The sequence below is a fragment of the Parashewanella sp. 2304DJ23-3 genome, assembly GCF_056591695.1.
On record NZ_JBWQOH010000011.1, the window covers coordinates 25,341 to 49,379 of the forward strand.

Genomic DNA, 24,039 nt, shown 5'->3' on the forward strand with positions numbered 1-24,039 from the left:
ACTCTGCAGTTATGCTTGTTTTACCTTTGTTTTTTCGTAAGTGTTGTCAATTTTGATTCAGCTTATTCTTATTGAAGAGCAAATACAGCGCCGGTAGAACCAAAAGCGATAAAACTGGCGCGGTTACCATGCCACCAATCATGGGAGCAGCAATGTTTTTCATCACTTCGTTGCCTGACCCAGCGCCCCACATCACAGGTAACAATCCAAAGAAAATGGTCGCAACTGTCATCGCTTTTGGTCTTATTCGCATGACGGCACCATGAGTGATGGCTTGTTTTAAATCCGATAGCGAATGTAATCGTCCTTGGCTTTTGGCATCTTCAATGGCGTTATTTAGGTATAACAGCATAATCACACTAAATTCTGCGGCCACACCAGTTAGGGCAATCATGCCTATTGCCGTAGCGGTTGAAAAATTCATACCTAAGCCATACAGCAACCAAGCACTGCCCACCAAAGCAAAAGGCAAAGACGACATTACAATTAAGGCTTGTTGTGTCTGTCCAAAGGTCATGATCAGCAGAATGAAAATGATCACTAACGTCGCAGGGATGACCATGACTAATTTATCTTTAACTCGCTGCATATACTCGTATTGACCTGCAAATTCATAGGTATAGCGAGCAGGTACGTTCATCTGTGAGTCTAATGCAGATTTCGCAGAATCAATATATTCACCAACAGAAACGTCCTCTAAATCAACGAACACCCAACTGATCAAGCGACCATTTTCGCTTTTCATCATTGGCGCTCCAAGGTTGATATTAATATCTGCAACCTGACTTAACGGTAAAAAGTGACCTTGTTGAGTGACGATAGGTAACTGTTTGAGTTTTTCGATATTGTCACGAACATTTCTCGGATAACGGACATTAATCGGGTAACGTTCTGTGCCTTGAATTGAATCTGATACTTTCATTCCTCCGATGGCATAGCGTACAACATCATGAATGTGTTGTTGGTTGATGCCGTATCGAGCAGCAATATTCAGCTTCGGTATGATATCGAGGTAACGACCACTACTGCTTCTTTCTGCATAGACAGAGCGTGTACCGTCAAGTTGAGATAAGACTTTTTCGACTTGTTGACCGAGCTTCTCCAATGTTGCCACGTCATCGCCACTGATCTTTAAACCCACAGGGGTTTTAATACCTGTAGACAACATATCAATACGAGTTTTTATTGGTTGCACCCAAGCATTCGTTAAGCCTGGAATATTTACCGTTTGCTGTAGTTCTTTAATTAACTTGTCCAACGTCATACCAGCACGCCACTCGGTCTTTGGTTTGAGCATGATGGTGGTTTCAATCATGGTCAATGGTGCTGGGTCAGTAGCGGTATCTGCACGACCTACTTTACCAAATACCCGTTTTACTTCAGGTAGGGTGCTGATCAGGCGATCGGTTTGCTGCAGAATTTGTCCCGCTTTTGCGGCGCTGATCCCTGGTAGTGTCGTGGGCATGTATAACAAATCACCTTCATCCAGTTCTGGCATAAACTCAGAGCCACTTTTGCTGAGCGGATACCAACTGCTGGCAAAAATAACTAACGCTATACCAATGGTGACTTTAGGAAATTCAAGCACCTTATTGATGATCGGTTTATACAGCAATATCAAAAAACGGCTTAATGGATTGTTGGTTTCTTTAGGAATACGACCTCGAATAATAAAGCCAATTAACACGGGTATTAGGGTAATAGAGAGCAACGCTGCTACGGCCATTGCGAAGGTTTTGGTGTATGCCAGTGGTGAGAAAAGTCGTCCTTCTTGGGCTTCCAATGCAAACACGGGGACAAAGCTTAACGTAATGATCAATAATGAAAAGAACAGAGCAGGCCCAACTTCAGTACTCGATTTTAGCACTAAATGCCAGTGCTCTTGCTTACTGGGTAAGCGCTTAAATTCGGTATCAAAATGCTCTCGGTGTTTATGGAAGTTTTCGACCATGACAATCGCACCATCTACAACCGCTCCTATGGCAATCGCAATCCCACCTAGGCTCATGATGTTGGCGTTAATTCCCAACTGACGCATGAAAATAAAGGCGCCGAGTACCGATAGCGGCAATACAATAATTGCCACAAGAGTTGAGCGAACATGAAATAAGAACAAGAGACACACGAGTGCGACAACCAGCATTTCTTCACTGATCTTAAACAGCAGATTATCAACCGATGATTGAATCAGTTGTGAGCGATCATAGGTAGGGATGACCTCAACGCCATCAGGTAAGCCAATTTGTAGTTGCGCTAATTTAGCTTTTACAGCCTGAATAGTGGCTAACGCATTCTGGTTATAGCGCATGACCACAATGCCACCAACCACTTCTCCTTCTCCGTTCAGTTCAGCAATGCCTCTACGAGCTGCGGGCCCTTTGCGAATGTCTGCAACGTCTTTGAGTAATATGGCGCGTCCTGATGGGCTGACGTTTCCCAATGGAATTTGTTCGATGTGCGCAATACTCGTCAGATAACCCGGAGAGCGCACCATGTACTCGGCTTCTCCCATTTCAATCACAGAGCCACCAACATCGCCATTACTTTGCTTAACAGCTTGAATAACTGTGCTGATATCAATTTTATGATCAACCAATTGGCTTGGGTTAAGTACAATTTGATAGCTCTGCTCCATACCACCGATGGTGGCTACTTCTGCTACACCTGCAACACTTTGCAATCCTTGTTTTAAGTACCAATTTTGCAAGCTAGTCAGGTCGGCTAAGTCTTGTGTGCCACGGTTATCAACCAGCGCATACTCAAATACCCAGCCGACACCTGATGCATCAGGACCAATTTGCGGCTGTACATTTGCAGGTAAAACATGACTTGATTGAGATAAGGTTTCTTGAACTCGGCTGCGGGCCCAATAAAGATCAGTATCATCATCAAAAATTACATAGATATAGGAGTCACCAAAGAACGAATATCCACGTACAGTTTTAGCGCCTGGAACCGCTAATAAAACATTGGAAAGTGGATACGTGATTTGTTGTTCGATCAATTGCGGTGCTTGGCCTGCAAACGACGTTTTAACGATCACCTGAACATCAGATAGATCCGGCAATGCATCTAAAGGAGTACGTTTTAATTCTACGAAACCCCAAAGACCTAACATTACGCTCAACAGCAAAACGATTAATCGTTGCGACAGCGCTAGGGAGATAATTTTTTTTATCATGTCTCCTCCTAATGCGGATGCTGACTAGACAGACGATTTAAACTGCCACGCAAACTGGCTTCGGAGTCGAGTAAGAATTGTCCTGATACCACTACGCTTTGACCTTCTTTGAGCCCAGATAAAATTTCAGCTCGGCCTTGACGACGGATACCTACCTCCACAATAGCTGCAGCAAAGGTATTATCTGAACCTTGAACGATGACTCGGTTTTGGTCATCGATTTGAATCAGTGCTTCTTGAGGAACGGTCAACACATTATGTTTAGGGCCTCCAAATAAAGATATATCAACTAAACTGCTGGCTTTAAGAGGCATTTCATCAGTGGGTAGAATGATTCTGGCTCTGATGCTGCGAGTCACAGGATCCAGTTCTGGGTAGATATAATCGAGTTTGCCATTGAATGTGCGCTTGTTTTCGGCAATGGGACTAATTTCAGCACTGATGCCTTTTGTAAGCCAAGGTAAATTGGGTTCGAAGATTTCAGCAATGACCCAAAGGTGCTGTAAATCTGCAATGGCCAAGACTTCAGTTGTCGGTTCGATGAACATGCCCTGCCGTACATTTAATGTCTGAATTACACCGTCTTTTCGTGCGTAATAGTTTACTAATAGATTGCTTTTTTTAGTCTTTTTTAGTTCTTCAATTTGCTGACGTTCAACACCTAGTAATTCCAATCGCTGCTGAGCACGAGCAACTAAATCGGTATATTGTGTTTGTGCTTTATTTCGTTGGTACGTATCCAGTGCTAAAAGATAATCATCTTGAGCGTTGATCAGTTCCGGTGAATAGAGTTGATAGAGTAATTGGCCTTTTTTAACTTGCTCACCTTCGCTGTTAACGGCGAGCTTTTCTACCCAACCTGATACTCGAGAGTGCTGGTGATAAATCTGACTTTCATCATATTGGACTTGGCCGATGGTCTTTAAATATTGCCACAGGGTTTGTTTTCTTACTGCTTCAACTTTAATTGCTAAAGCCTGTTGAAGGTCGCCAGAAACTTGAATAGCTGATGAGGGCATATCCTCATTAGATGGTGTAATTTCAACTAAATCCATACCACAAATCGGGCAAGTGCCTTGATGATCTTTGACAATATGGCTGTGCATTGGGCACACATACTGTGTTTGGCCGAGCACAAACCTTTCAGAGTGCATAGCTTGTTCATTACTTGCGCTTGCAGCAATAACATTAGCGCTTAACATTAAGCCAATAAAAATGAATGTTCGAATAAAAAACCGCATAACAACACCTTGTTATTTTTAGAAAACACCACTCAATCAAGAGTGTAAAGTAATAGAGCTTGAGGATCGGTTAGGCGATGGGAGGGCGGAGTCCATCATCTGGACTAAAGTGGTAAAAGAAGGTTGAATATGAAAAATGACTTTGCTGATCAAGATTTACATCAAATAACGGTGTGCTCATGAGCAAATTAGCGCCTGCACTGGTTGTCAGGCATTGACCACATTCACTATTACACAGATGTTGCTCACCGTCCTGTAGGCAACAAGCATGGTGTGCTTTATCTTGTTGATGACAATCAATTGATTGAGACATTTTTGCTTGAACGTTCATTGATGTCATGGACATTTTCATTGGCGCAGCCGTCACCAATATGCTTTGAGTGACAAGCACACATAAACTGATGATGATTAAAAAGCTACGTTTTAAATTGCTCATTGAAGAATGCTAAATGTCCTTTTCAATTGTTACGAGTCTAGCATATGTTTAGATCGGTAAAAGCAGGAAATTATTTCGCTGCTTGCACTAAATATAAGCGACTTGTGACTTGTCCCGCAGATTTTTCTTTTAATAGCGACCAATAGGTTGGTATCGATAAGTGCTGAAGTTCAGACTCTGACTCAACATAAACTAATGCGTTTTCAGTTAACCATTTTTTTTCAGTGAGCAGCTGAATGACAGGCTCAACTAACCCTTTTCTAAACGGAGGGTCAATGAACACAAGATCAAACGCTCGTGATGGTGATTGCTTCAATAAAGATAATGTATCACCTTGAGAAACAAGAGCATTATCGCATTTTAAGGTTGCTAGGTTAGCTGTTAACTGTTTTGCTGCTTGGGGACTCAACTCAAAAAACTGTGTAAATTGAGCAAAGCGGGATAAAGCTTCAAAACCCAAGCTGCCACTGCCTGCAAAGCAATCGAGTACACGTGCGTTTTTTACGTCTGTCATCAGCCAGTTAAAAACCGTTTCTTTAATGCGATCAGTGGTTGGTCGTAAACCTTCAAGATCGTGGACTGGGAGCTTTCGGCTACGCCATTGGCCTGAAATAATACGAATGTGATGAGAAGCCGATTTATTTTTAGCCATGAAGTTCCTACTGTGTCTTGAATCTCAAGAAGATGATACTATTGACGGAATTTGATTATTTTAAATGAATCTGACTAAAGAGATAAGGGAAACCTTCTTATTTTAGTCCGATCCATGCGCTAATTTTTATCGTGTGCTAGGAAACGCAATGGCTAAAAAAGGCTTTTTCTCTTGGTTCCGTCGGGACAAGTCCAAAAAACAGACTCAAGAAGAGTCGCAACCGCTAGAAAATCCAGAAGTAGAATCCACCACTGAAACCAGTGCTACTCCTGAAATTGAGCAACACTCACCAGTACCTCAAGAGCCTGAGTCACAAGCTCAATCTACACCAAATGAACGAACGGAAGATATATCGAATGTCACGTCGACTGACTCAAATCAAACATCGCAAGAAAATGAAGTTGAATCGCAACAAACACTTGCGCCAGAGAATGATGTCGTTGATGTTAGTGCAGAGCCAGAGCCAGAGCCAGAGCCAGAGCCAGAGCCAGAGCCAGAGCCAGAGCCAGAGCCAGAGCCAGAGCCAGAGCCAGAGCCAGAGCCAGAGCCAGAGCCAGAGCCAGAGCCAGATGTAGAAGTTGAAGCGGTTAAATCTGAATCTGAAATCATTGATGAAGTTCAAGTTGAATCTGAGACTGCAGTTGAAGACGTCGCTTCAGACGATGTTGTAACTGAGGTTGAAGAGGTTGTAACAGAAACAGAAATCGCTGAATCACAAGACATAGCGGAAGACGTTCAGCCTGAACCACAGCAAAAACCGAAAAAAGAAGGGTTGTTTGCTCGCCTGAAGCGCAGCTTAAAACGTACCAGTGAAAATATTGGTAGTGGTTTTATCGGCCTATTTAAAGGCAAAAAAATCGATGATGAGCTGTTCGAAGAACTTGAAGAGCAATTATTGATTGCTGATGTTGGCGTAGAAACCACCACTCGTTTAATCGACAGTTTGACTGATCATGCTTCACGTAAGCAGTTAAAAGACGCTGAAGCCTTATATGAGCTTATGCGTAAAGAAATGCAGGATACGTTAGAGCCTGTTTCAACGCCATTAGTACCTGAATTACCAGAAGGTCAAGAAGGACCATTTGTGATCCTTATGGTGGGCGTAAATGGTGTGGGTAAAACCACAACGATTGGTAAGCTTGCTAAGCAATACCAAAGCCAAGGTAAGTCTGTGATGTTAGCTGCAGGTGACACTTTCCGTGCTGCAGCCGTAGAGCAATTGCAAGTTTGGGGACAACGAAATGATATCCCAGTAATCGCTCAACATACGGGTGCAGATAGTGCTTCTGTATTATTTGATGCGCTGCAAGCCGCAAAAGCGCGTAATGCTGACGTACTGATTGCAGATACTGCTGGTCGATTGCAAAATAAATCGCATTTGATGGAAGAGTTGAAAAAAGTCGTGCGGGTAATGAAAAAGCAAGATGAAACAGCGCCGCATGAAGTGATGTTGACCTTGGACGCAAGTACAGGTCAAAATGCCATCAATCAAGCACAATTGTTCCAAGAAGCAGTGGGTGTGACAGGCATAACGTTAACGAAGATGGATGGTACAGCAAAAGGCGGCGTGATCTTTGCGATTGCGGACAAATTTAAATTACCAATTCGTCATATTGGTGTTGGTGAGCAAATTGACGACTTACGTCCATTTGTCGCTAAAGACTTTATTGATGCGCTGTTCAGCCCTGAAGAGCAGGAGCCAGAGCAAAACTAGCGGAAATTATGATTCTATTTGAGCAGGTAAGCAAAATATATTCAGGTGGTCAAAAAGCATTGACCGATGTGAATTTTCATCTGGAACAAGGTGAAATGGCATTTTTAACTGGCCACAGTGGTGCAGGTAAAAGTACCTTGCTCAAATTAATCACGGCAATTGAAAAGCCCAGTGCAGGGCGAGTAGCCATTGATGGCTTCGATATTTCTCGCCTTAAGCGCAAACAAACGCCGTATCTTCGTCGTAAAATTGGCATGATTTTCCAAAATCATAACTTACTGATGGAGAAAACCGTTTTTGACAATGTGGCACTGCCATTGATCATTGAAGGGTATTCCATCGCAGAGATCCGCAAGCGTGTAGCCGGAGCTTTGGATATGGTTGGACTATTCGGCAAAGAGAAGCACATGCCGATGATGTTGTCCGGCGGTGAACAGCAACGAGTGGGAATCGCTCGTGCCATCGTTAATAAGCCACCATTGCTTTTAGCCGATGAACCAACGGGTAATTTAGACCCAAAATTGTCGGTAGATATCCTAAATTTATTTGAAATGCTTAACGATGCGGGTACCAGTGTTATGATTGCTACTCATGATTTAGGCTTGATTGCTCGGATGAAATATCGAACGTTAACCCTAAAGCGAGGACGATTATTCGGTAGTGAATCCCTCGACATTGAACCCGCTCGAGGTGAATTACAATGAGTAATCGTAAATCACCCACACAACAATTGCACCAAAGTAAGTTGCCACTTTCTGGACGCATAGTGATGTTTTTTGTGCGTCACATACAACAGGCTTTTGCCAGCATGGGAGAAGTGTGGCGTAACCCAATATCATCGTTAATGACGATGGCGGTATTGGGTGTTAGCCTGAGTTTACCCGCAGCACTGCAAGTGTTAGTTAAAAATGCTGAAGTGGTTACTCATTCATGGGATAACGCTGCGCAAATTTCGTTATTTATCGAGCCGACTAAAAATGAGCGAGCAATAGAAAGTTTTATTACTCGTGTTAAGGCCTATCCTGAAGTAAGCGAAGTTGGGTACATCAGCCGTAAAAAAGCGTTAGATGAATTTCAGCGTTTATCAGGCTTTGGTGATGCTTTAGCTTATTTGGATGAGAATCCATTACCCGCTGTCGTTACTGTCACGCCTAATTTAAGTCATGCCAGCCCCAATCGTGCAAAAGACTTACTGACTAAGCTCCAGCAAGAGCCTGAAGTCAGTTTTGGCCGTTTAGATATTGAATGGCTCGAACGCTTACAAGCGTTGGTCAATGTGTTCAAAAGCGGCGTAATGGCCATTGCGTTATTGTTGGTCGGTGCGGTGATTTTAGTTATTGGCAATACTATCCGCCTTGCTATTATGAACCGACGTAGCGAAATTGAGATCATGAAGCTGGTGGGCGCTACTGAAGCCTTTATTCAACGGCCATTTCTTTATACAGGGATTTGGTATGGGGTAATAGCTGGGGTGATTGCTGGAGTTATCGTTAATTTGTTGGTGTGGTATCTAGATAGCTCAATGTTAGAACTGCTCGATTTATATGATACAACAGGTTCACTACAGTCATTATCCGGTCATGAAATGCTGTTATTAATATTTTTTGCATCTTTTTTGGGTTGGCTCGGGTCTTATATCTCAGTGAAGCAACATTTAAGACGGATTGAGCCGACATAACTTTCATAAGACCTGACCTTAGGTTAAAAAAAGTTAATCCTGAAACTGTCTTAAAATTTGACTGTCATACCCAGTAACATAAACTTATAACAGCTATCGGCAAAGTTATTGACATAAATTGTCAAATATTAGATAGTGCTAAGACAAACAAGCGTAATGCTTGTTTTTTCGTGAATAAACAGTAGGAGAGTAAATGACCTCTAAAACGCAATCAATGGCATTGATGGTTCCACAGGGAAGCAGCAGTCTTGAGGCTTATGTTCAGTCTGTTAACCACATTCCGATGCTGGATGCAGAAAAAGAATATGAACTGGCAAAGCGTTTACAAGAAACCGGTGATTTACAGGCGGCGAAAGAACTGATCATGTCGCATCTTCGCTTTGTTGCTCATGTCGCTAAAGGCTATTCTGGTTATGGTTTGCCGCAATCTGACTTAATCCAAGAAGGTAACATCGGTTTGATGAAAGCAGTAAAACGCTTTGATCCAACAGTAGGTGTGCGTTTGGTTTCATTTGCAGTGCATTGGATTAAAGCAGAAATTCATGAATACGTGTTGAAAAACTGGCGTATTGTGAAGGTAGCGACCACGAAAGCGCAGCGCAAATTATTCTTTAACCTTCGTAAAGCAAAAAAACGTCTGGGTTGGTTCAGTGACGACGAAGTCGGTATGGTGGCTGATAATCTTGGTGTAAGCAAAAAAGACGTGATGGAAATGGAATCACGTATGGCTGCTCAAGATCCCGCATTTGACTTATCCAGTGATAGTGATGATGAGCAAGATTTTGCACCGACGCAATATCTTGAAGATCAGGCATCAGATGTTGCTTCAAATGTTGAAGCAGCCAACTGGGAAGCTAACGCTCAAACACGTTTATTTTCAGCGATTAAAACATTGGATGAGCGCAGCCAACACATTCTACAAGCGCGTTGGTTGGATGAAGATAAAACCACCTTACAAGAGCTAGCGTCACAATATGATGTGTCTGCTGAACGTATTCGTCAGCTTGAGAAAAATGCGATGAATAAGATCAAAGCTTGTATGGTTGATTGATAGTTTTAATCAATCTTCGATTGAATTGATATGAAAGCCTGCTCTTTGCAGGTTTTTTTGTGGCTGGTGTCTAGCATCTTTTTGATGCGAGGCATCATGGTCTTGATGAAAACAAAACTTCTGCGAAGTTTAAAAGATCGTGATACTGCGTACCACACCGCCAAAAGGGGAAAACTACAGCATTTTCCCCTTTTGAATCCCCTTTGCCGCCCAAACGAAGCTGAGCGTTTCAGATATGACTGAATAAATGGTTTAAACATAGAGGAAAGTTATGAGCTTTAAGTCTTGGAATAGCTATATGGAATTTAGTTTTTCAGTTAAAAATAATTCAAGATACATTTTAGATGATGAAGCTCAGAGCTTTCTTCAGGGCATTAGTGATACGTGTGAAAGTCGTGTAGAAGTGATTGCTGTAAATTCAGAAATGTGGAGAGCTCAGATGGGGTATGATCGTGAGCGGTTTCTCCAAGATGATATCTATGTGCCTTATTCTCAAAAAAGGATGAGACCAATACCTGATAGTGCATCAGAGGGAAGAGCTAACCCAAAAGGAATTCCTTGCCTGTATGTTGCATCTCAAAAAGAGACTGCGATGTCAGAAGTTCGTCCCTGGCTTGGTTCTATTTTGTCTGTCGCAAGATTTATCAATACTAAAGAACTTCGAGTTATAGATTTTTCAAAACGTAATGATGATGCTTTACCCTTTTACTTCTCTGAGCCAAATGAAGCTAAAAAGATTGAGGCTGTATGGACGAATGTAGACAAGGCTTTTTCTGAACCAATAACAAACAGTGATGTGAAATCAGATTACGTACCAACTCAAATTATAGCCGAGTTAATCAAGTCGTTAGGTTACGACGGCATAGCTTTCCAAAGCTCGTTGGGAAAAGGAATCAACTTAGCCCTTTTTGATTTAAACAGTATTACTTTCAAAAGTTGCAACCTATTTCGAGTCAATAATGTTCAGTTTTCATTTGAGAATTGTGATGATGAACTTTAGAGAGGAGGATGACTTCAGTCTTTATATTCGAATATAAAACTCACCCCAAATTATTAATCCATTCACTCATTACTACATGGGTTTTGATTCTGAGAATATCTGGGTTACCGTCGAATAATTCACGTATTTCATGCAGGCGGCGCATACTTTTAGCTTTAACGTAAACCAACAGATCCATATCGCCAGTGACCCCGTGACAGGTGATGACTTCTGGAATCTCATGAAAAATATGTATGACTTCAGAGCAGCGTGCACATTCATGCTGAACTTCGAAATAGGCGGTTACGCCTTCTTTTTGAGATTCACTGAGCAATACTTGATAACCACGGATCACTTCTGATTGCTCTAACTTTTTAATACGGTCAGATACGGCACTGCGAGACAAGTTCACTTGTTTCGCTATATGTGACACGCTTTGGCGAGCGTCTTTTCTCAGTTCATTGATGATTGCATTATCAAACTTATCCACGAATCACTTTCCTTAAATTATGTGTTCCGTCATTTTGTCGGTTTAAGAGGTTATTTCCGTTAAATTGCCGGATTAATACTTGAGATTGTCGGGCGTAAAACGCAGAAAGAAAATAAGAATAACATTATAATTTGCGCAATTGGAATTGATAAGGGCTGTTAGCCCATTAATAGAGTTTGAATAACGAATGAAATCAACAATCGGGCGCTGGCAAGGCGCAGGGTTAATGGCCACCACTTTGTTGGGGACAGGTGTATTTATTTTACCGCAAATGACGGTAGATGTTGCAGGTAAAGGGGCGCTTTGGGCGTGGTTGGCGCTCACGATCGCCATTATTCCTGTGACGCTTATTTTTGGAAAACTGGCGAGTGTACACCCTCATGCTGCCGGTCCTGCTTACTTTGTCGAGAAAGCGTTTGGTCGCACCATGGGACGCACCATGGGCTTGATATTTTTGTTGGTGGTGCCAGTAGGCTCTCCAGCGGCGATTTTAATGACGTTTCAATTTGTTGATTCGTTATTTCATGTATCTGGTTTTGGTCAATTGTTATTGCAGCTGGCATTGGTATTCGGGTTGTTCATTGTTGGGCGGCAAGGATTACAAGTGTCGGCCAAAATGCAATTTGCACTGACGTTGGCCGTGGTCACGATTGTAGTAATGTTATTTGGTGCCGGCACGACGAGTTCTGAGAAGTTTATTAGCCTTGAAACTCACGCTGTACCAGAGTTTTCGTTAATGTTAGTTGCAGCTGGTATCGCTTTTTGGAGCTTTTTAGGCATTGAAGCGATGACTCATTTGGCTGATGACTTTGAGAGCCCTGAAAAAGACATGCTGCCGGCGATGATGATCGGTGTGGTGCTAGTCGGCGTGGTATATGTTGCTTGTACTTTGTTATTGCTTCTTGTCCCAACGAACGAAAGCTTGGCTATGATTGGGGTCTTTAATCAGCTACTGGGTGGTTATGGTCAGCAAATTATCGGTATCTTGGGGATAACCAGTGGTTTAGCGACGGTAAATGTGTACAGTGCGAGTGCGGCTCGTTTGACTCGTAGTTTTAGTCAAGAAGGCATATTGCCAAGTTGGTTTAATAAAGTAAACGCACGAAAAGTACCTGAGCGTGCAATGAATGTGATTTTATTGGTCATGGCTTCAGTGTTGATTTTAACCTACGTTTTTGAACAAGATTTAGAGCAGTTAATTTCTTGGAGTAATGGAGTATTTGTCATTATTTATTTAATGGCGATGCTGTCAGCAGTGAAGCTATTGAGCAAGAAGTACTTACCTTGGGTAATCGTTGGCTGCGGTTTCTGTATTGCAATGGGCGTTGCTCTGGGAGTCAATATGGCTTACGCCTTGTTGCTGACTGCGGCGGTAATGCCATTCTTATGGTGGCAAAAAAATTATTTGTATCGTAAAACGGCGCAAGCAAGCTAAAAACCTGAACGAGAGACAAGCACCAGCAGACCGCTGGTGCTTTAGGCTTAGGTAACTTATCCCGTTAACATTGAGTTGCCTCGTTGAAGTTTAATTATCCAGTTTAAAATCTAACTTCACTTGTTGGTTATTCTGAGCCACAGTGATCCCTTCTTCCACCTTGGGTTGATATCTCCATTTTTTTACTGCTCGAAGTGCTTCTTTATCAAACGTTCGCTTAGGATCAGCATCAAGTACTTTGGCATTGATGACTTGACCTTGATTGTTAATATCAAACTTCACCAACACCCAACCTTCTTTACCGTCACGTGCCGCATCGATAGGGTATTGTGGTTGTATTTGCACCATAGGTGTTGCAGATTTATCAGCGCTAGCGTAGTTAAAGTCTTCATCTGACACCTTTGGAATTTCAGGTAAGTGCAGATCTTTACCGCCATCAGGTAATGGTGTTCTAGTATCTAGCGGTGTTTCTCCCGCTAGTGCTGTTTGATCAATCGGCGGTAATGGCTCGTATGGCTCAGGCTGTGGACGCACTTTATCAATTTGAGTTGTGTCCTTTTTATCCATACTGATGCTCTTTGGTGGAACGGTGGTTGGTGCCGTTGGTGGTTCAGGCTTTTCATCTAAAAGCTGTGTCATAAAGAAAAAGAGCCCAAGCGTGATGATTGCAGCAAGGATCAAGACAGTACTATTTCGAACTAAGGTTTGCTTTCCCATAAACATTCCCCCTCCATAGTGAAGATTTATTCGAACGGTTTGATTCAGTTAATGAATCGTATTGAGAAACACCAACAATAAATTAGTGCCTCTTTAATCAATATCATTAAACTTACCAAATGCAAAACATTTTGTTACATTTAGCGTTTTTTAATAACTTATTTTATGTTTGATTAAAAATTTATCAGTTTGCTAACTGGGTCACAGATAAGTCGTTGAAAGGTGCGGTGCAAAAGTGTTGAATTTTGGGTATCCTTAGCGGTCTAATTTCTTAAATAATATAAGCGCTGGGAATTTATGTCTTTGTCAGCTGTTTTAAATGAAGCTTTTCACTTCTTTAAAAATCACCTTCGTCAATTGGCGATGCTCACTATGCCGTTAATTATTGCCGTAGTGGCTATTCAGTCATGGCTCGGTATTGAGTTGGGTAAAATGAACCCGGAAGCCCCTCAAGTGGATGGGATACATTTAGGCGTAATGTTTTTGGGAATATTACTGTTTTCATGGTTAATTTCCACTTTGACACTGTTTTTGCAAGCAGTATCGGACGGTCATAACCCAACCGTTAGACAAGTATTGTTTACCAGTCTCAATTTTGTGCCACCAATGTTACTCACTATGGTTTTCACTGGGATGGCTATTTTCGGTCCTATGTTTGTGTTGATCGCTGCATTAAAAGAATTAGGTGCTTTAATTGGTATCGTTGTATCGGTATTTATTGCCGTAAGACTATCTTATGTGAACTTTATGGTGGTTGTAGAGCACATTACGCCACTGCAAGCGATAAAAGACAGCTTCAATTTCAGTAAGCCTATATTTTTTCCAACGTTGGCTATATTGCTAATGTCTTTACCTATTTCACTTGTGTTTACGGTTATCGCAACCAGTGTCAGTTCGCTGGGTGAAGGGGCTATTTTTGTGGTGAATATTTTCGGCTTTTTCTTCAGTTTATTCGTCACGGTAGCGCTGTATCGTTTGTATATGCTGAACCGTGAAAATGTGCATAATTAACAGCACTGAAGATTACATATTGGGCTTTACTTTTAAATCAAACGATTATTGATTTCATTACGCAAAGTTCAAGTTAGCTAAGTTTTAACCTGACCGAAGAGACACAAGATGCAAAATTTCGAATTTTATAATCCAACACGGATTTGTTTTGGTAAAGGACAAATTGAGCAACTGGATGCTTTAGTGCCTCAAGATGCTAAGGTCATGATTTTACTTGGTGGAAACAGTGCACGAGCCACAGGTACTCTCGATGAAGTTAAAGCGGCATTAAAGCAACGTGATGTGGTTGAGTTTAACGGTATTGAACCGAATCCAACATTTGAAACGTTAATGGAAGCCGTTACCGCAGTCAAAGCCAGTAATGTTGATTTCCTGCTCGCCGTAGGTGGAGGGAGTGTCATTGATGGTACTAAGTTTGTCGCAGCAGCAGCACTTTATGAGGGCGATGCTTGGGAGATCATGACCAGCTTCGGAGCTAAGGTTCAAGCTGCTATGCCATTTGGTACCGTGTTGACTCTACCTGCGACAGGCTCTGAGATGAACAAAGGCAGTGTGGTAACTCGCAAATCTCTGAAGTCCAAACTGCCATTTATGAGTAATCATACTTTCCCGCAGTTTTCCGTGTTAGATCCAACCAAGACCTACACTCTGCCACAAAGACAGATTGCTAACGGCGTGGTTGATGCGTTTGTTCACACGACTGAACAATACTTAACCTATCCAGTTAATGCCGCTGTGCAGGACCGTTACGCTGAAGGGTTATTGCAAACCTTGATAGAGCTAGGCCCTAAAGCTATGGCGACACCGGAAGACTACGAAATACGTGCCAATATCATGTGGGCGGCAACGTCAGCATTAAATGGGACTATTGGTGCAGGTGTGCCACAGGATTGGGCTACACATATGATTGGACACGAGCTAACGGCACTGCATGATATTGATCACGCCAGAACCTTGGCCATCGTATTACCGTCACTTTTGCGCCATACTAAAGAGACGAAAAAAGTAAAGTTAGTGCAGTATGCTGAACGAGTGTGGAATATCAAAACAGGCTCTGATGACGAAAAAGTTGATGCGGCTATCAATCAAACTCAAGACTTTTTTGAAAGCTTAGGCATTCGCACTCGTTTAAAAGATTACGATATTGGTGAGTCTGATATCGATGCCTTAATCTCTCAGCTTGAAAAGCATGGCATGGTCGCACTGGGTGAACATCAAAGTATCGACTTAGAAAATAGCCGTAAAATTTTGCTAGGGGCGCGTTAACGATTTAGCTTAAATGAAGGATAAAGCAATGCACAAAGGAAGTGGTTGGTTAGTTTGCCTTATGATAGCGCTGATATCGAGCTTCAGCGCTGTTGCTACCATTTATAAGTGGGTCGATAAAGACGGTAAGGTTCATTACTCTGATACACCTCATGAAGGTGCAGAAGTTGTTAAACCTAATCCACGTACTGAAAATACCTTTAAGTTCGTTGCTCCACTAACGCCCAAAAAACAGCCTAAAAAAGAAAGTGTTGAAGCTGAAATCAACGTAAAAATTACTTCTCCAACCGATCAACAAACCATTCGAGATAATCGTGGTAACCTTACCGTGATATCGTCAACGTCAGCGCCAAAACGTGGTCTGAATTATCTCTTACTCATGGATGGCAAGCCGGTAGCTGGCCCGCAGCGACATGGCTCATTTAGCTTAAGCAATGTAGATCGTGGCGAGCACAAGTTGCAGGTTTTGCTGGTTGATAGAGATAATAAAACGGTATCGACGAGTGAAGTCGTGACGATTTATTTGCATCGGTTTTCGAAGTTATTTAAGCATAATTCACAAGTACCTATCACAACTCAGTAGAATTGCAGTTTTAACGTATTTCATGCACACTTGGTTTGCACCAATTTGGTGCGGTTAATCATTATGAATTAAGTGTATGGAATCAAGGCAGTTACTTTCACATTTATCTACCGCAGTATTAATCATTGACGACGCACTTATTGTGCGTTTTGCTAACCCCGCTGCAGCACAATTTTTCAATTTAGGTGCCTCAAAGCTCATCGACACCAACTTTAACGAATTGATCTTAGCTTTTGATATCAGCCTTGATCGTTTTCAACACGCCATCACTAATGGTAAAAGTTTAAATGTCAGCAATGCCTTATTGGTAACTCGAGATGGCGTTGAACGCTCCGTTGATTTGACGCTTTCACCAATGGACAACTCTGAGAGTATTTTAGAGTTGCGTATGATTGACCAGCAGAAACGGATAGAACAACAACTCAATCAAGACGCACAACAACAAGCCGCCCGATTTTTAGTACGCAACTTAGCTCACGAAATAAAAAATCCGCTTGGGGGACTTCGTGGGGCAGCGCAGCTACTGTCAAAGCAGGTTCACGGTTCAGAGTATCAAGAGTTTACCGATATGATTATCGAACAGGCTGACAGAATGAAAACCTTAGTCGATAAATTACTGGGCCCGCAAAAGCCTACACCCCATTACTTACAGAATATTCATCAGATCATTGAAAAAGTGATTCAACTTGTTGAAATTACCCTGCCGAGCAACATCGAACTCATTCGTGATTACGACCCTTCATTGCCTGAAATCACCATGGACGCGGAGCAGATTCAGCAAGTCGTGATCAATTTACTGCAAAATGCTGTACAAGCAGTCGGTAGCGCTAATGGTAAAGTGACATTAAAGACACGTACTCAACACAGTATAACGATAGGAAATAAACGTTTCCGTTCGGTGCTTGAGTTATCGGTGATTGATGATGGCCCTGGTGTACCAGCAGAATTAAAAGACACTCTATTTTACCCCATGGTTACTGGTCGTGCTGAAGGGACGGGGCTTGGGTTGTCTATTGCACATAATATTGCTCGTTTACATCAAGGCCGTATCGATTGTAACTCTTCTCCAGGCCATACTGTTTTTGTTTTAACGTTACCAATCAAGGAATAACCTGATGCAAGCACAAGAGCAAGTTTGGATTGTTGATGATGACAGTGCGATTCGTTGGGTGATTGAAAAGTCGCTCGCCTCCGAAAGTATCAGTTGTAGCAGTTTTTCGTCGGCAGATTCAGTATGGCAAGCGCTAGAAGTCGAACAACCACAAGCGATTTTATCCGATGTGAGAATGCCAGGTACGGATGGTATCAGTCTATTAGAACGCATTCAGCGACACTTCCCTGACTTACCGGTCATCATAATGACCGCACATTCAGATTTAGATAGTGCTGTTACCGCATACCAAGCAGGCGCTTTCGAGTATTTGCCGAAGCCATTTGATATTGACGAAGTGATCGCTTTAGTTAAAAGAGCATTAGCTCGGAGTCAAACTCAACCTAAATCAGAACCAGAAACAACCGATGTTGTCACACCTGAGATCATTGGTGAAGCCCCCGCGATGCAAGAGGTATTTCGAGCCATTGGTCGGTTATCGCGCTCATCAATGAGTGTGCTGATCCACGGTCAATCTGGTACAGGGAAAGAGTTGGTTGCTCGAGCGCTGCATAAGCACAGTCCTCGAGCAGGTAAACCATTTGTTGCACTCAATATGGCTGCTATTCCTAAAGAGTTGATTGAAGCAGAGTTATTTGGTCATGAAAAGGGCGCATTTACCGGAGCAACAGAACAACGCAAAGGCTGGTTCGAACAAGCCAGCGCTGGGACACTGTTTTTAGATGAAATTGGTGACATGCCACTTGAAGTGCAAACCCGACTACTGAGGGTGTTAGCCGAAGGTAGCTTTTATCGAGTAGGCGCAAGTAAAATGGTGAATGTGGATGTGAGGATCATTGCAGCGACTCACCAAAATTTATTACAAAAGGTAGAACAAGGTGATTTTCGAGAGGATTTGTTTCATCGCCTCAATGTGATTCAAATTGAGTTACCGTCGTTGGCTCAACGTCGTGAAGATATTCCTGCTTTAGTGAATCATTTTTTAAGTATTGCGGCCAATGAGCTCAGTGTCGAGACTAAGTCAATTTCAACGTCAGCGATGCAAACATTGGTTAATTTTGATTGGCCTGGCAATGTCAGACAATTAGAAAACACTTGCCGCTGGCTTACCGTGATGGCGGCCAGTCATGAGGTCTTGGTGTCTGATTTACCGATTGAAATTCAACAAGGGCAAAGGGCGACGAGCTCAATCGGTCAACAATCCTGGCAGCATGGGTTAAGAGAGCATATTCAGGCCCTATTCGAGCAAGGTAAACATGATGTAATGAATGATACCTTGGCTGAAGTGGAGCATGTTTTGATCACCGAAGCACTTAAACATACCCAAGGGCACAAACAAGAAGCCGCAAAAGCTTTGGGTTGCGGGCGTAATACGCTGACCCGCAAACTCAAAGAGATAAATTAGCTTTTTATCATCAATGCACTTGATGCCAATGACTGAGTTTTTGTTGCTGCATGATCAGCAATAAGCCTAGAGGTGCAATAAAGCACACAATGGCAATGGCATCTGGTGCTGGTAGTGGTGTCTGTTGAATCAAACCACAGATCAAGGCGGCACCGCTCATTTGGATAAAACCAAGTAATGCCGTTGCTGTTCCTGCACGATTTCCAAAAGCCGCTAACGCCATGCTGGTTGCTGGACCGAGAAGCAAAGCAAATCCCACACACAGTAAAATCATTGGTAGCATGAAGGCATATTCCGGAGCAATGAACTGTGTCGCTGTTTGAGTCTGCAGCAGTTCAATCCACAATGCGGTGCTGATGAATAAGCTAAAAGCCAGTTTTACGGTTAAGTGATTCCCCAGTCTTTTCGATACCATTGGCGCAATAAAGCAGGCAATGATATTCAACAGAGCATTAAATCCAAATAGTGCACTGAAACCAAGCTCAGAGACCCCCAAATGACCAATCAGCCATACAGGTGAATAAGAGACGTAACAGAGAATCGCTGCCATTGCACTCATACAACTGATGGCATAAAACAAGAAATGGGGTTCTTTTAACACAGGCCAGAAGCGTTGCAAGTTATAAAGTTTGCCATGGCTGATCGTATCTTCAGGTTTGGTCTCAGAAAATCGGAAAAACACAACCAATAACATTACTGTGGCAAACAGCGTCATGAAGATAAAATTAGAACGCCAGCCGAACTGCATTGCGAGCAATCCACCTAAGCTGGGTGCAAGTGCAGGGATTACACAAATAGCACCATTCAAATAACTGTAAATTTTTGAGCTTTCCTTCGGCGTAAAACAGTCACGGACCGCACTGAACGCTACGATAGAAGTAGAGCAAGCTGCTAGACCCTGAAGCACTCTTGCGAGTAACAGAACATTAAACTCATAAGCTATGGCAGCCAATAAACTGCTTAAGCCGTAAAGAATCACACCGAATATCGCAACGGGCTTGCGTCCAAATCGGTCAACGAGTGGCCCTATAAGAATTTGACCTACTCCCATTGAAAATAAGAACAAAACGAGTGTGGATTGAATTTCACTGTTAGAAATCGAAAATTCGGCTGCCATTACAGGCATAGAGGGTAAATAGATATCAATAGCTAATGGGCTGAGTAGTACCAAAAGCATTAATATCGGTAGAGAGGCTTTGCGCATATCTGTCCCTAGAAACTGCAAGGGAAAACAAAAAGGATTGTTCTCACAATTAAAAAAAGATAACTTTTAGTAGAATAAGTGAACGGAAAATAGAATCCCTACTAAAAGTGGTGGCATATTCTAGCGAATTATTTAAATGGAAGAAATGAATATTCAATTAAATGATCAATCCAGTGATTTAACTCAACTGGTTAAAAACATTTCAGCTTGTCAGATTTGCGCTGGAATATTGCCTCATCAACCTAGACCAGTACTACAGGTGAGCCAAAGTGCCAAGATATTAATTGTTGGGCAAGCCCCTGGTAGAAAAGTGCATGAAACAGGCATCCCCTTTAATGATGCTAGCGGTCAACGTTTGCGTGAGTGGCTTGGTGTAACAGAAGCGCAATTTTATGACCCAAACCTGTTTGCGATTATTCCCATGGGGTTTTGCTTTCCAGGTACAGGTAAGCAAGGGGATTTGCCGCCTAGACCAGAATGCGCAGAACATTGGCGAGCTCAGTTATTAAGGTTGTTACCTAATATTCAGCTGACCATCGTGATTGGACAGTATGCTCAAGCATATCATTTTAATGATAAGAAGATGTCGGTCACTGAACGAGTGAAAAATTGGCCACAATACTGGCCGAGTCGGATTCCACTACCACACCCCAGTCCAAGAAATCGAATTTGGTTAAAGCGTAACCCTTGGTATGAACAAAAATTAATCCCTGAACTGAGATCTAAAGTTAAAAACTGTATATATTTTAAGTAAGTAATCTTTTTAAGGTGTGTCGTTTTGTCAAACGTTAGATTTCCTGTAAATACAGTAAAGCAGTTATTAACTCTTGAGAATGGGTTAGATCTTCCAACACGAATCGATGTTGAAGCTGTGAACTCTGATGCGAATACTAGAAGTTTTGATGTGTCAGTGTCTAAAGACAAAACGGTGGAAGTTTTTGTAAAAAAGACTATGGGTTCTATGACTGATAAGTTTAGTGGACAGCACCAAGAACAAGTCATCAATGCTTTGAGAGGCTATACATGCCGGGTTATTTCAAATCAAGAAGCGAAGGAAGCAACGTTAGTTGATACAGGAGAAGCGGCAGTACCGAGTGATTCTCTTAATTCAAAAGATTGGTTATTAGGAGCTCAAAGGAAATGTATTAATCAAGATGAGCCATTGACGTTGGTTGTTGATTTCGATGAAGTCATCACTTCGACAGAGAAAACGAGTACGTTTAACGAAGCTCATTCTGTAAATCAAGCTGGTTTTTTAGGACAAAAAGCTATTCACATATCTCCCGCAAGAATGACACAGCTTCGATATCTTCAAAATAAAGGGCATGAGGTTAAAGTTTTAACTGAAAATAACTTTATTTACCAAGAGCTAAAAGAGTTATTTTCTTCATATGGCATCTATCTTAAAAGGGAAAATGTGATATCCACAATACCTGAAATATCCACGGAGGCAGAAGAATTTTATGCGCAAAAAGCGCAGCCAAAGATAAACAAAATTGATTTTGTTGAGCAACAATGTTGGGGTGGAACGCATCTATTTTTATCTAATGAAATGGCAATGAAAAGCAGCGGTTATGAAAGATCGGAGCAAAATGGTTATCAATTGAAAACAGTAAACTCCCACTTTTTAGCTGAAAGAGGCAGTTTTCCTAAATTTGGCTAGTTTAATTTTTTATTTCGTTACAATTTTTATGCTTGCTTAAGTCGTATTCTGCGCTAGTTTTTATTAATTACAGTTCAAATCTCTCAAGAAAACGGTATATTAGCTTCACTAGTTTGCTGCGTCAGTGAAGGGATATGCCATGAGTCAAGAAACAACAAAAATATTAGTCGTTGATGATGATATGCGGTTACGCTCATTGTTAGAACGCTACCTTGTTGAGCAAGGGTTTTATGTGCGCAGTGCAGCTAATTCAGAGCAAATGGATCGCTTACTTGAGCGTGAAAACTTCCATATGATAATCCTCGACTTGATGCTTCCTGGTGAAGATGGTTTGTCTATTTGTCGCCGTTTGCGTCAGCAGAAAAATAATATTCCTATTGTAATGTTAACGGCTAAAGGGGATGAAGTTGATCGTATTATCGGCCTTGAGCTCGGTGCTGACGATTACTTACCTAAACCGTTTAATCCACGCGAGCTATTAGCACGAATTAATGCGGTGATGCGTCGTCGTACTCAAGAAGTGCCTGGTGCCCCTTCTCAACAAGAGGAAACCATTGAGTTTGGTAAGTTTAAACTCGATTTGGCAACTCGTGTTATGTATGACGGTGACAACGCTATTAGCTTAACAAGCGGTGAGTTTGCGGTATTAAAAGTATTAGTGACCCACCCAAGAGAGCCACTATCTCGTGATAAGTTGATGAACCTCGCCCGTGGGCGGGATTATTCAGCACTTGAACGTTCTATTGATGTGCAGGTCTCGCGTTTACGCCGATTGATTGAACAAGACGCCGCTAATCCAAGATACATTCAAACGGTATGGGGTTTGGGTTATGTGTTCGTACCAGATGGTTCAGTACAATAATAAAAAACTGAACCATTGAAAAAAAATAGCATCTGGCGCAAGTTACTTCCTCGCAGCGCCTTTAGTCAGACCGTACTCTTGATAGGCAGCTTGCTGCTTATCAATCAACTTGTGTCTTATTGGACTGTCGCCGTTTATTTTATCAAACCCAGTTATGAGCAAATTAATGAGTTAATTGCTCGTCAAGTTAAGCTGTTGTTTGTTGATGAAGTTGAAATTGGTCGCCAGCACCTTACCTTGGTAGATGCGCTTAATGCCAAGGTTCGCGACGATGGTATGCGGGTCTACAGCCAAAAACAAGCACGTGATGCAGGCGTTGATGATGCCACTTACTATGGTTTTTGGTCATCGGAAATGTCTGAATACTTAGGTGGTAAAGCGGAAGTGCGAGTGATGCAAGCACAGCATTTGCAAGTTTGGATTCGTCCACCGCAAGCTCCATCGATTTGGATTAAAGTGACATTAAATAGTGGGATAAATGAAGATCAATTATCCCCGTTAACTTTGTATTTATTGGTGATCGGCGCTTTAAGTGTGATCGGTGGTTGGATGTTTGCTCGTAAGCAAAATAAGCCGCTGCGTCGATTACAAAAAGCGGCATTATCGGTATCCAAAGGCAGTTTCCCTCAATCTTTACCCTTAGAAGGTTCTACTGAATTAGTGGAGGTAACCAACGCTTTCAATCGCATGGCTTCCAGTATGAAACAGTTGGAGCAAGACCGAGCATTGCTAATGGCGGGGATCTCTCACGATTTACGCACGCCGTTAACGCGTATCCGCTTGGCATCAGAAATGATGGTTGAAGAAGATGAATACCTCAAAGATGGCATTGTTAACGATATCGAAGATATGGATGCCATTATCAATCAGTTTATTGCTTATATTCGGCAAGATCAGCAAGAGCTAGTGGAGTTGGTTTCGATTAACCGTTTATTGAAAGACGTTGCTAATGCTGAAACGCATCGAGAGGTAGATATAGAACTGGATCTTGGCCATTGTCCTGATATTTCAATTAAAGCGGTTTCAATAAAACGGGTGATTACAAACCTTGTAGAAAATGCATATCGTTATGGTGGCGGCTGGATCAAAATCAGTTCTTACTCAACCAACACCTCTGTATGTTTTCGAGTCGAGGATAATGGTTCTGGTATCGATGAAGACCAAATCGAAACTGTTTTTCAACCCTTTACACAGGGAGACAGTGCGAGAGGAAGCGTAGGTTCAGGCCTAGGTTTAGCCATTATTAAGCGCATTGTTGAAGGCCACTTAGGAAAAGTGTCGCTTTGCAACCGCAAAGAAGGTGGTTTGCTTGCCGAGGTTGAGTTACCGATTGAATAAAATTTAGACTTATATCCGCACA

The 24,039-nt window shown here is 42.1% G+C and carries 22 protein-coding genes; 15 read left to right on the forward strand and 7 right to left on the reverse strand.

Annotated elements, in window-relative coordinates; genetic code table 11:
- Nucleotides 1-46 precede the first annotated feature (46 nt).
- The 4 genes from AC1EU2_RS16135 to rsmD all read right to left on the reverse strand — a co-directional run bounded on the left by AC1EU2_RS16135 (nucleotide 47) and on the right by rsmD (nucleotide 5,510).
- Nucleotides 47-3,181: an efflux RND transporter permease subunit gene (locus tag AC1EU2_RS16135; protein WP_480299309.1), complete on the reverse strand. Its 3,135-nt coding sequence runs from the start codon at nucleotides 3,179-3,181 to the stop codon at nucleotides 47-49.
- Between the two features lie 8 nt (nucleotides 3,182-3,189).
- Nucleotides 3,190-4,422 carry an efflux RND transporter periplasmic adaptor subunit gene (locus AC1EU2_RS16140; RefSeq protein ID WP_480299310.1) on the reverse strand — a complete coding sequence of 411 codons (1,233 nt, stop codon included), beginning with the start codon at nucleotides 4,420-4,422 and terminating at the stop codon, nucleotides 3,190-3,192.
- Nucleotides 4,423-4,492: 70 nt separating this feature from the next.
- On the reverse strand, nucleotides 4,493-4,858 hold the full coding sequence (locus AC1EU2_RS16145; protein ID WP_480299311.1) for a hypothetical protein: 366 nt from the start codon (nucleotides 4,856-4,858) through the stop codon (nucleotides 4,493-4,495).
- A gap of 70 nt (nucleotides 4,859-4,928) precedes the next feature.
- Nucleotides 4,929-5,510, reverse strand: coding sequence for a 16S rRNA (guanine(966)-N(2))-methyltransferase RsmD (rsmD, locus tag AC1EU2_RS16150; RefSeq protein ID WP_480299312.1), 582 nt, complete (start codon nucleotides 5,508-5,510; stop codon nucleotides 4,929-4,931).
- Between the two features lie 148 nt (nucleotides 5,511-5,658).
- Between rsmD and ftsY the strand changes: the two genes are divergently transcribed.
- From ftsY to AC1EU2_RS16175, 5 genes are all read left to right on the forward strand, one after another.
- Nucleotides 5,659-7,224 (forward strand): signal recognition particle-docking protein FtsY, encoded by a 1,566-nt coding sequence (gene ftsY / locus AC1EU2_RS16155; RefSeq protein ID WP_480299313.1) that lies wholly within the window; start codon nucleotides 5,659-5,661, stop codon nucleotides 7,222-7,224.
- An 8-nt stretch (nucleotides 7,225-7,232) separates the two neighbouring features.
- Nucleotides 7,233-7,928: a cell division ATP-binding protein FtsE gene (gene ftsE / locus AC1EU2_RS16160; RefSeq protein ID WP_480299314.1), complete on the forward strand. Its 696-nt coding sequence runs from the start codon at nucleotides 7,233-7,235 to the stop codon at nucleotides 7,926-7,928.
- A complete protein-coding gene (gene ftsX, locus AC1EU2_RS16165) occupies nucleotides 7,925-8,902 on the forward strand; it encodes a permease-like cell division protein FtsX (protein WP_480299315.1) in 978 nt (325 codons plus the stop codon). The genes ftsE and ftsX overlap by 4 nt, the downstream gene beginning before the upstream one ends.
- 193 nt (nucleotides 8,903-9,095) lie before the next feature.
- The gene (gene rpoH, locus AC1EU2_RS16170; RefSeq protein WP_480299316.1) at nucleotides 9,096-9,953 is read left to right on the forward strand and encodes an RNA polymerase sigma factor RpoH; all 858 of its coding nucleotides are present in this window, start codon (nucleotides 9,096-9,098) and stop codon (nucleotides 9,951-9,953) included.
- A gap of 271 nt (nucleotides 9,954-10,224) precedes the next feature.
- Nucleotides 10,225-10,953 carry an RES family NAD+ phosphorylase gene (locus tag AC1EU2_RS16175; RefSeq protein ID WP_480299317.1) on the forward strand — a complete coding sequence of 243 codons (729 nt, stop codon included), beginning with the start codon at nucleotides 10,225-10,227 and terminating at the stop codon, nucleotides 10,951-10,953.
- 40 nt (nucleotides 10,954-10,993) lie between these two features.
- Here AC1EU2_RS16175 and AC1EU2_RS16180 read toward each other — a convergent pair whose 3' ends face one another.
- Nucleotides 10,994-11,422 (reverse strand): Lrp/AsnC family transcriptional regulator, encoded by a 429-nt coding sequence (locus tag AC1EU2_RS16180; RefSeq protein ID WP_480299318.1) that lies wholly within the window; start codon nucleotides 11,420-11,422, stop codon nucleotides 10,994-10,996.
- Nucleotides 11,423-11,609: 187 nt separating this feature from the next.
- On the opposite strand from AC1EU2_RS16180, the gene yjeH reads away from it, so the two are divergent.
- Nucleotides 11,610-12,857 carry an L-methionine/branched-chain amino acid transporter gene (gene yjeH / locus AC1EU2_RS16185; RefSeq protein WP_480299319.1) on the forward strand — a complete coding sequence of 416 codons (1,248 nt, stop codon included), beginning with the start codon at nucleotides 11,610-11,612 and terminating at the stop codon, nucleotides 12,855-12,857.
- A 90-nt stretch (nucleotides 12,858-12,947) separates the two neighbouring features.
- On the opposite strand, the gene AC1EU2_RS16190 is transcribed toward yjeH, so the two are convergent.
- On the reverse strand, nucleotides 12,948-13,574 hold the full coding sequence (locus AC1EU2_RS16190) for an energy transducer TonB (RefSeq protein WP_480299320.1): 627 nt from the start codon (nucleotides 13,572-13,574) through the stop codon (nucleotides 12,948-12,950).
- Between the two features lie 297 nt (nucleotides 13,575-13,871).
- Between AC1EU2_RS16190 and AC1EU2_RS16195 the strand changes: the two genes are divergently transcribed.
- The 5 genes from AC1EU2_RS16195 to ntrC all read left to right on the forward strand — a co-directional run bounded on the left by AC1EU2_RS16195 (nucleotide 13,872) and on the right by ntrC (nucleotide 18,950).
- The gene (locus tag AC1EU2_RS16195) at nucleotides 13,872-14,585 is read left to right on the forward strand and encodes a YciC family protein (protein WP_480299321.1); all 714 of its coding nucleotides are present in this window, start codon (nucleotides 13,872-13,874) and stop codon (nucleotides 14,583-14,585) included.
- Between the two features lie 108 nt (nucleotides 14,586-14,693).
- Entirely contained in the window at nucleotides 14,694-15,851 is a 1,158-nt protein-coding gene (locus AC1EU2_RS16200; protein WP_480299322.1) for an iron-containing alcohol dehydrogenase, read from the forward strand.
- 28 nt (nucleotides 15,852-15,879) lie between these two features.
- Nucleotides 15,880-16,434: a DUF4124 domain-containing protein gene (locus tag AC1EU2_RS16205; RefSeq protein WP_480299323.1), complete on the forward strand. Its 555-nt coding sequence runs from the start codon at nucleotides 15,880-15,882 to the stop codon at nucleotides 16,432-16,434.
- Nucleotides 16,435-16,510: 76 nt separating this feature from the next.
- Nucleotides 16,511-17,545, forward strand: coding sequence for a nitrogen regulation protein NR(II) (gene glnL, locus AC1EU2_RS16210; protein WP_480299324.1), 1,035 nt, complete (start codon nucleotides 16,511-16,513; stop codon nucleotides 17,543-17,545).
- Nucleotides 17,546-17,549: 4 nt separating this feature from the next.
- Entirely contained in the window at nucleotides 17,550-18,950 is a 1,401-nt protein-coding gene (ntrC, locus tag AC1EU2_RS16215) for a nitrogen regulation protein NR(I) (RefSeq protein ID WP_480299325.1), read from the forward strand.
- Between the two features lie 10 nt (nucleotides 18,951-18,960).
- Here ntrC and AC1EU2_RS16220 read toward each other — a convergent pair whose 3' ends face one another.
- Entirely contained in the window at nucleotides 18,961-20,154 is a 1,194-nt protein-coding gene (locus tag AC1EU2_RS16220; protein ID WP_480299326.1) for a multidrug effflux MFS transporter, read from the reverse strand.
- A gap of 145 nt (nucleotides 20,155-20,299) precedes the next feature.
- Between AC1EU2_RS16220 and AC1EU2_RS16225 the strand changes: the two genes are divergently transcribed.
- From AC1EU2_RS16225 to envZ, 4 genes are all read left to right on the forward strand, one after another.
- Nucleotides 20,300-20,908 (forward strand): uracil-DNA glycosylase family protein, encoded by a 609-nt coding sequence (locus AC1EU2_RS16225; RefSeq protein ID WP_480299327.1) that lies wholly within the window; start codon nucleotides 20,300-20,302, stop codon nucleotides 20,906-20,908.
- 117 nt (nucleotides 20,909-21,025) lie between these two features.
- Nucleotides 21,026-21,817, forward strand: coding sequence for a hypothetical protein (locus AC1EU2_RS16230; protein ID WP_480299328.1), 792 nt, complete (start codon nucleotides 21,026-21,028; stop codon nucleotides 21,815-21,817).
- A gap of 139 nt (nucleotides 21,818-21,956) precedes the next feature.
- Nucleotides 21,957-22,679 carry an osmolarity response regulator transcription factor OmpR gene (gene ompR, locus AC1EU2_RS16235; protein ID WP_480299329.1) on the forward strand — a complete coding sequence of 241 codons (723 nt, stop codon included), beginning with the start codon at nucleotides 21,957-21,959 and terminating at the stop codon, nucleotides 22,677-22,679.
- Nucleotides 22,680-22,694: 15 nt separating this feature from the next.
- Nucleotides 22,695-24,017: a two-component system sensor histidine kinase EnvZ gene (envZ, locus tag AC1EU2_RS16240; protein WP_480299330.1), complete on the forward strand. Its 1,323-nt coding sequence runs from the start codon at nucleotides 22,695-22,697 to the stop codon at nucleotides 24,015-24,017.
- The last annotated feature ends 22 nt before the right edge of the window (nucleotides 24,018-24,039 follow it).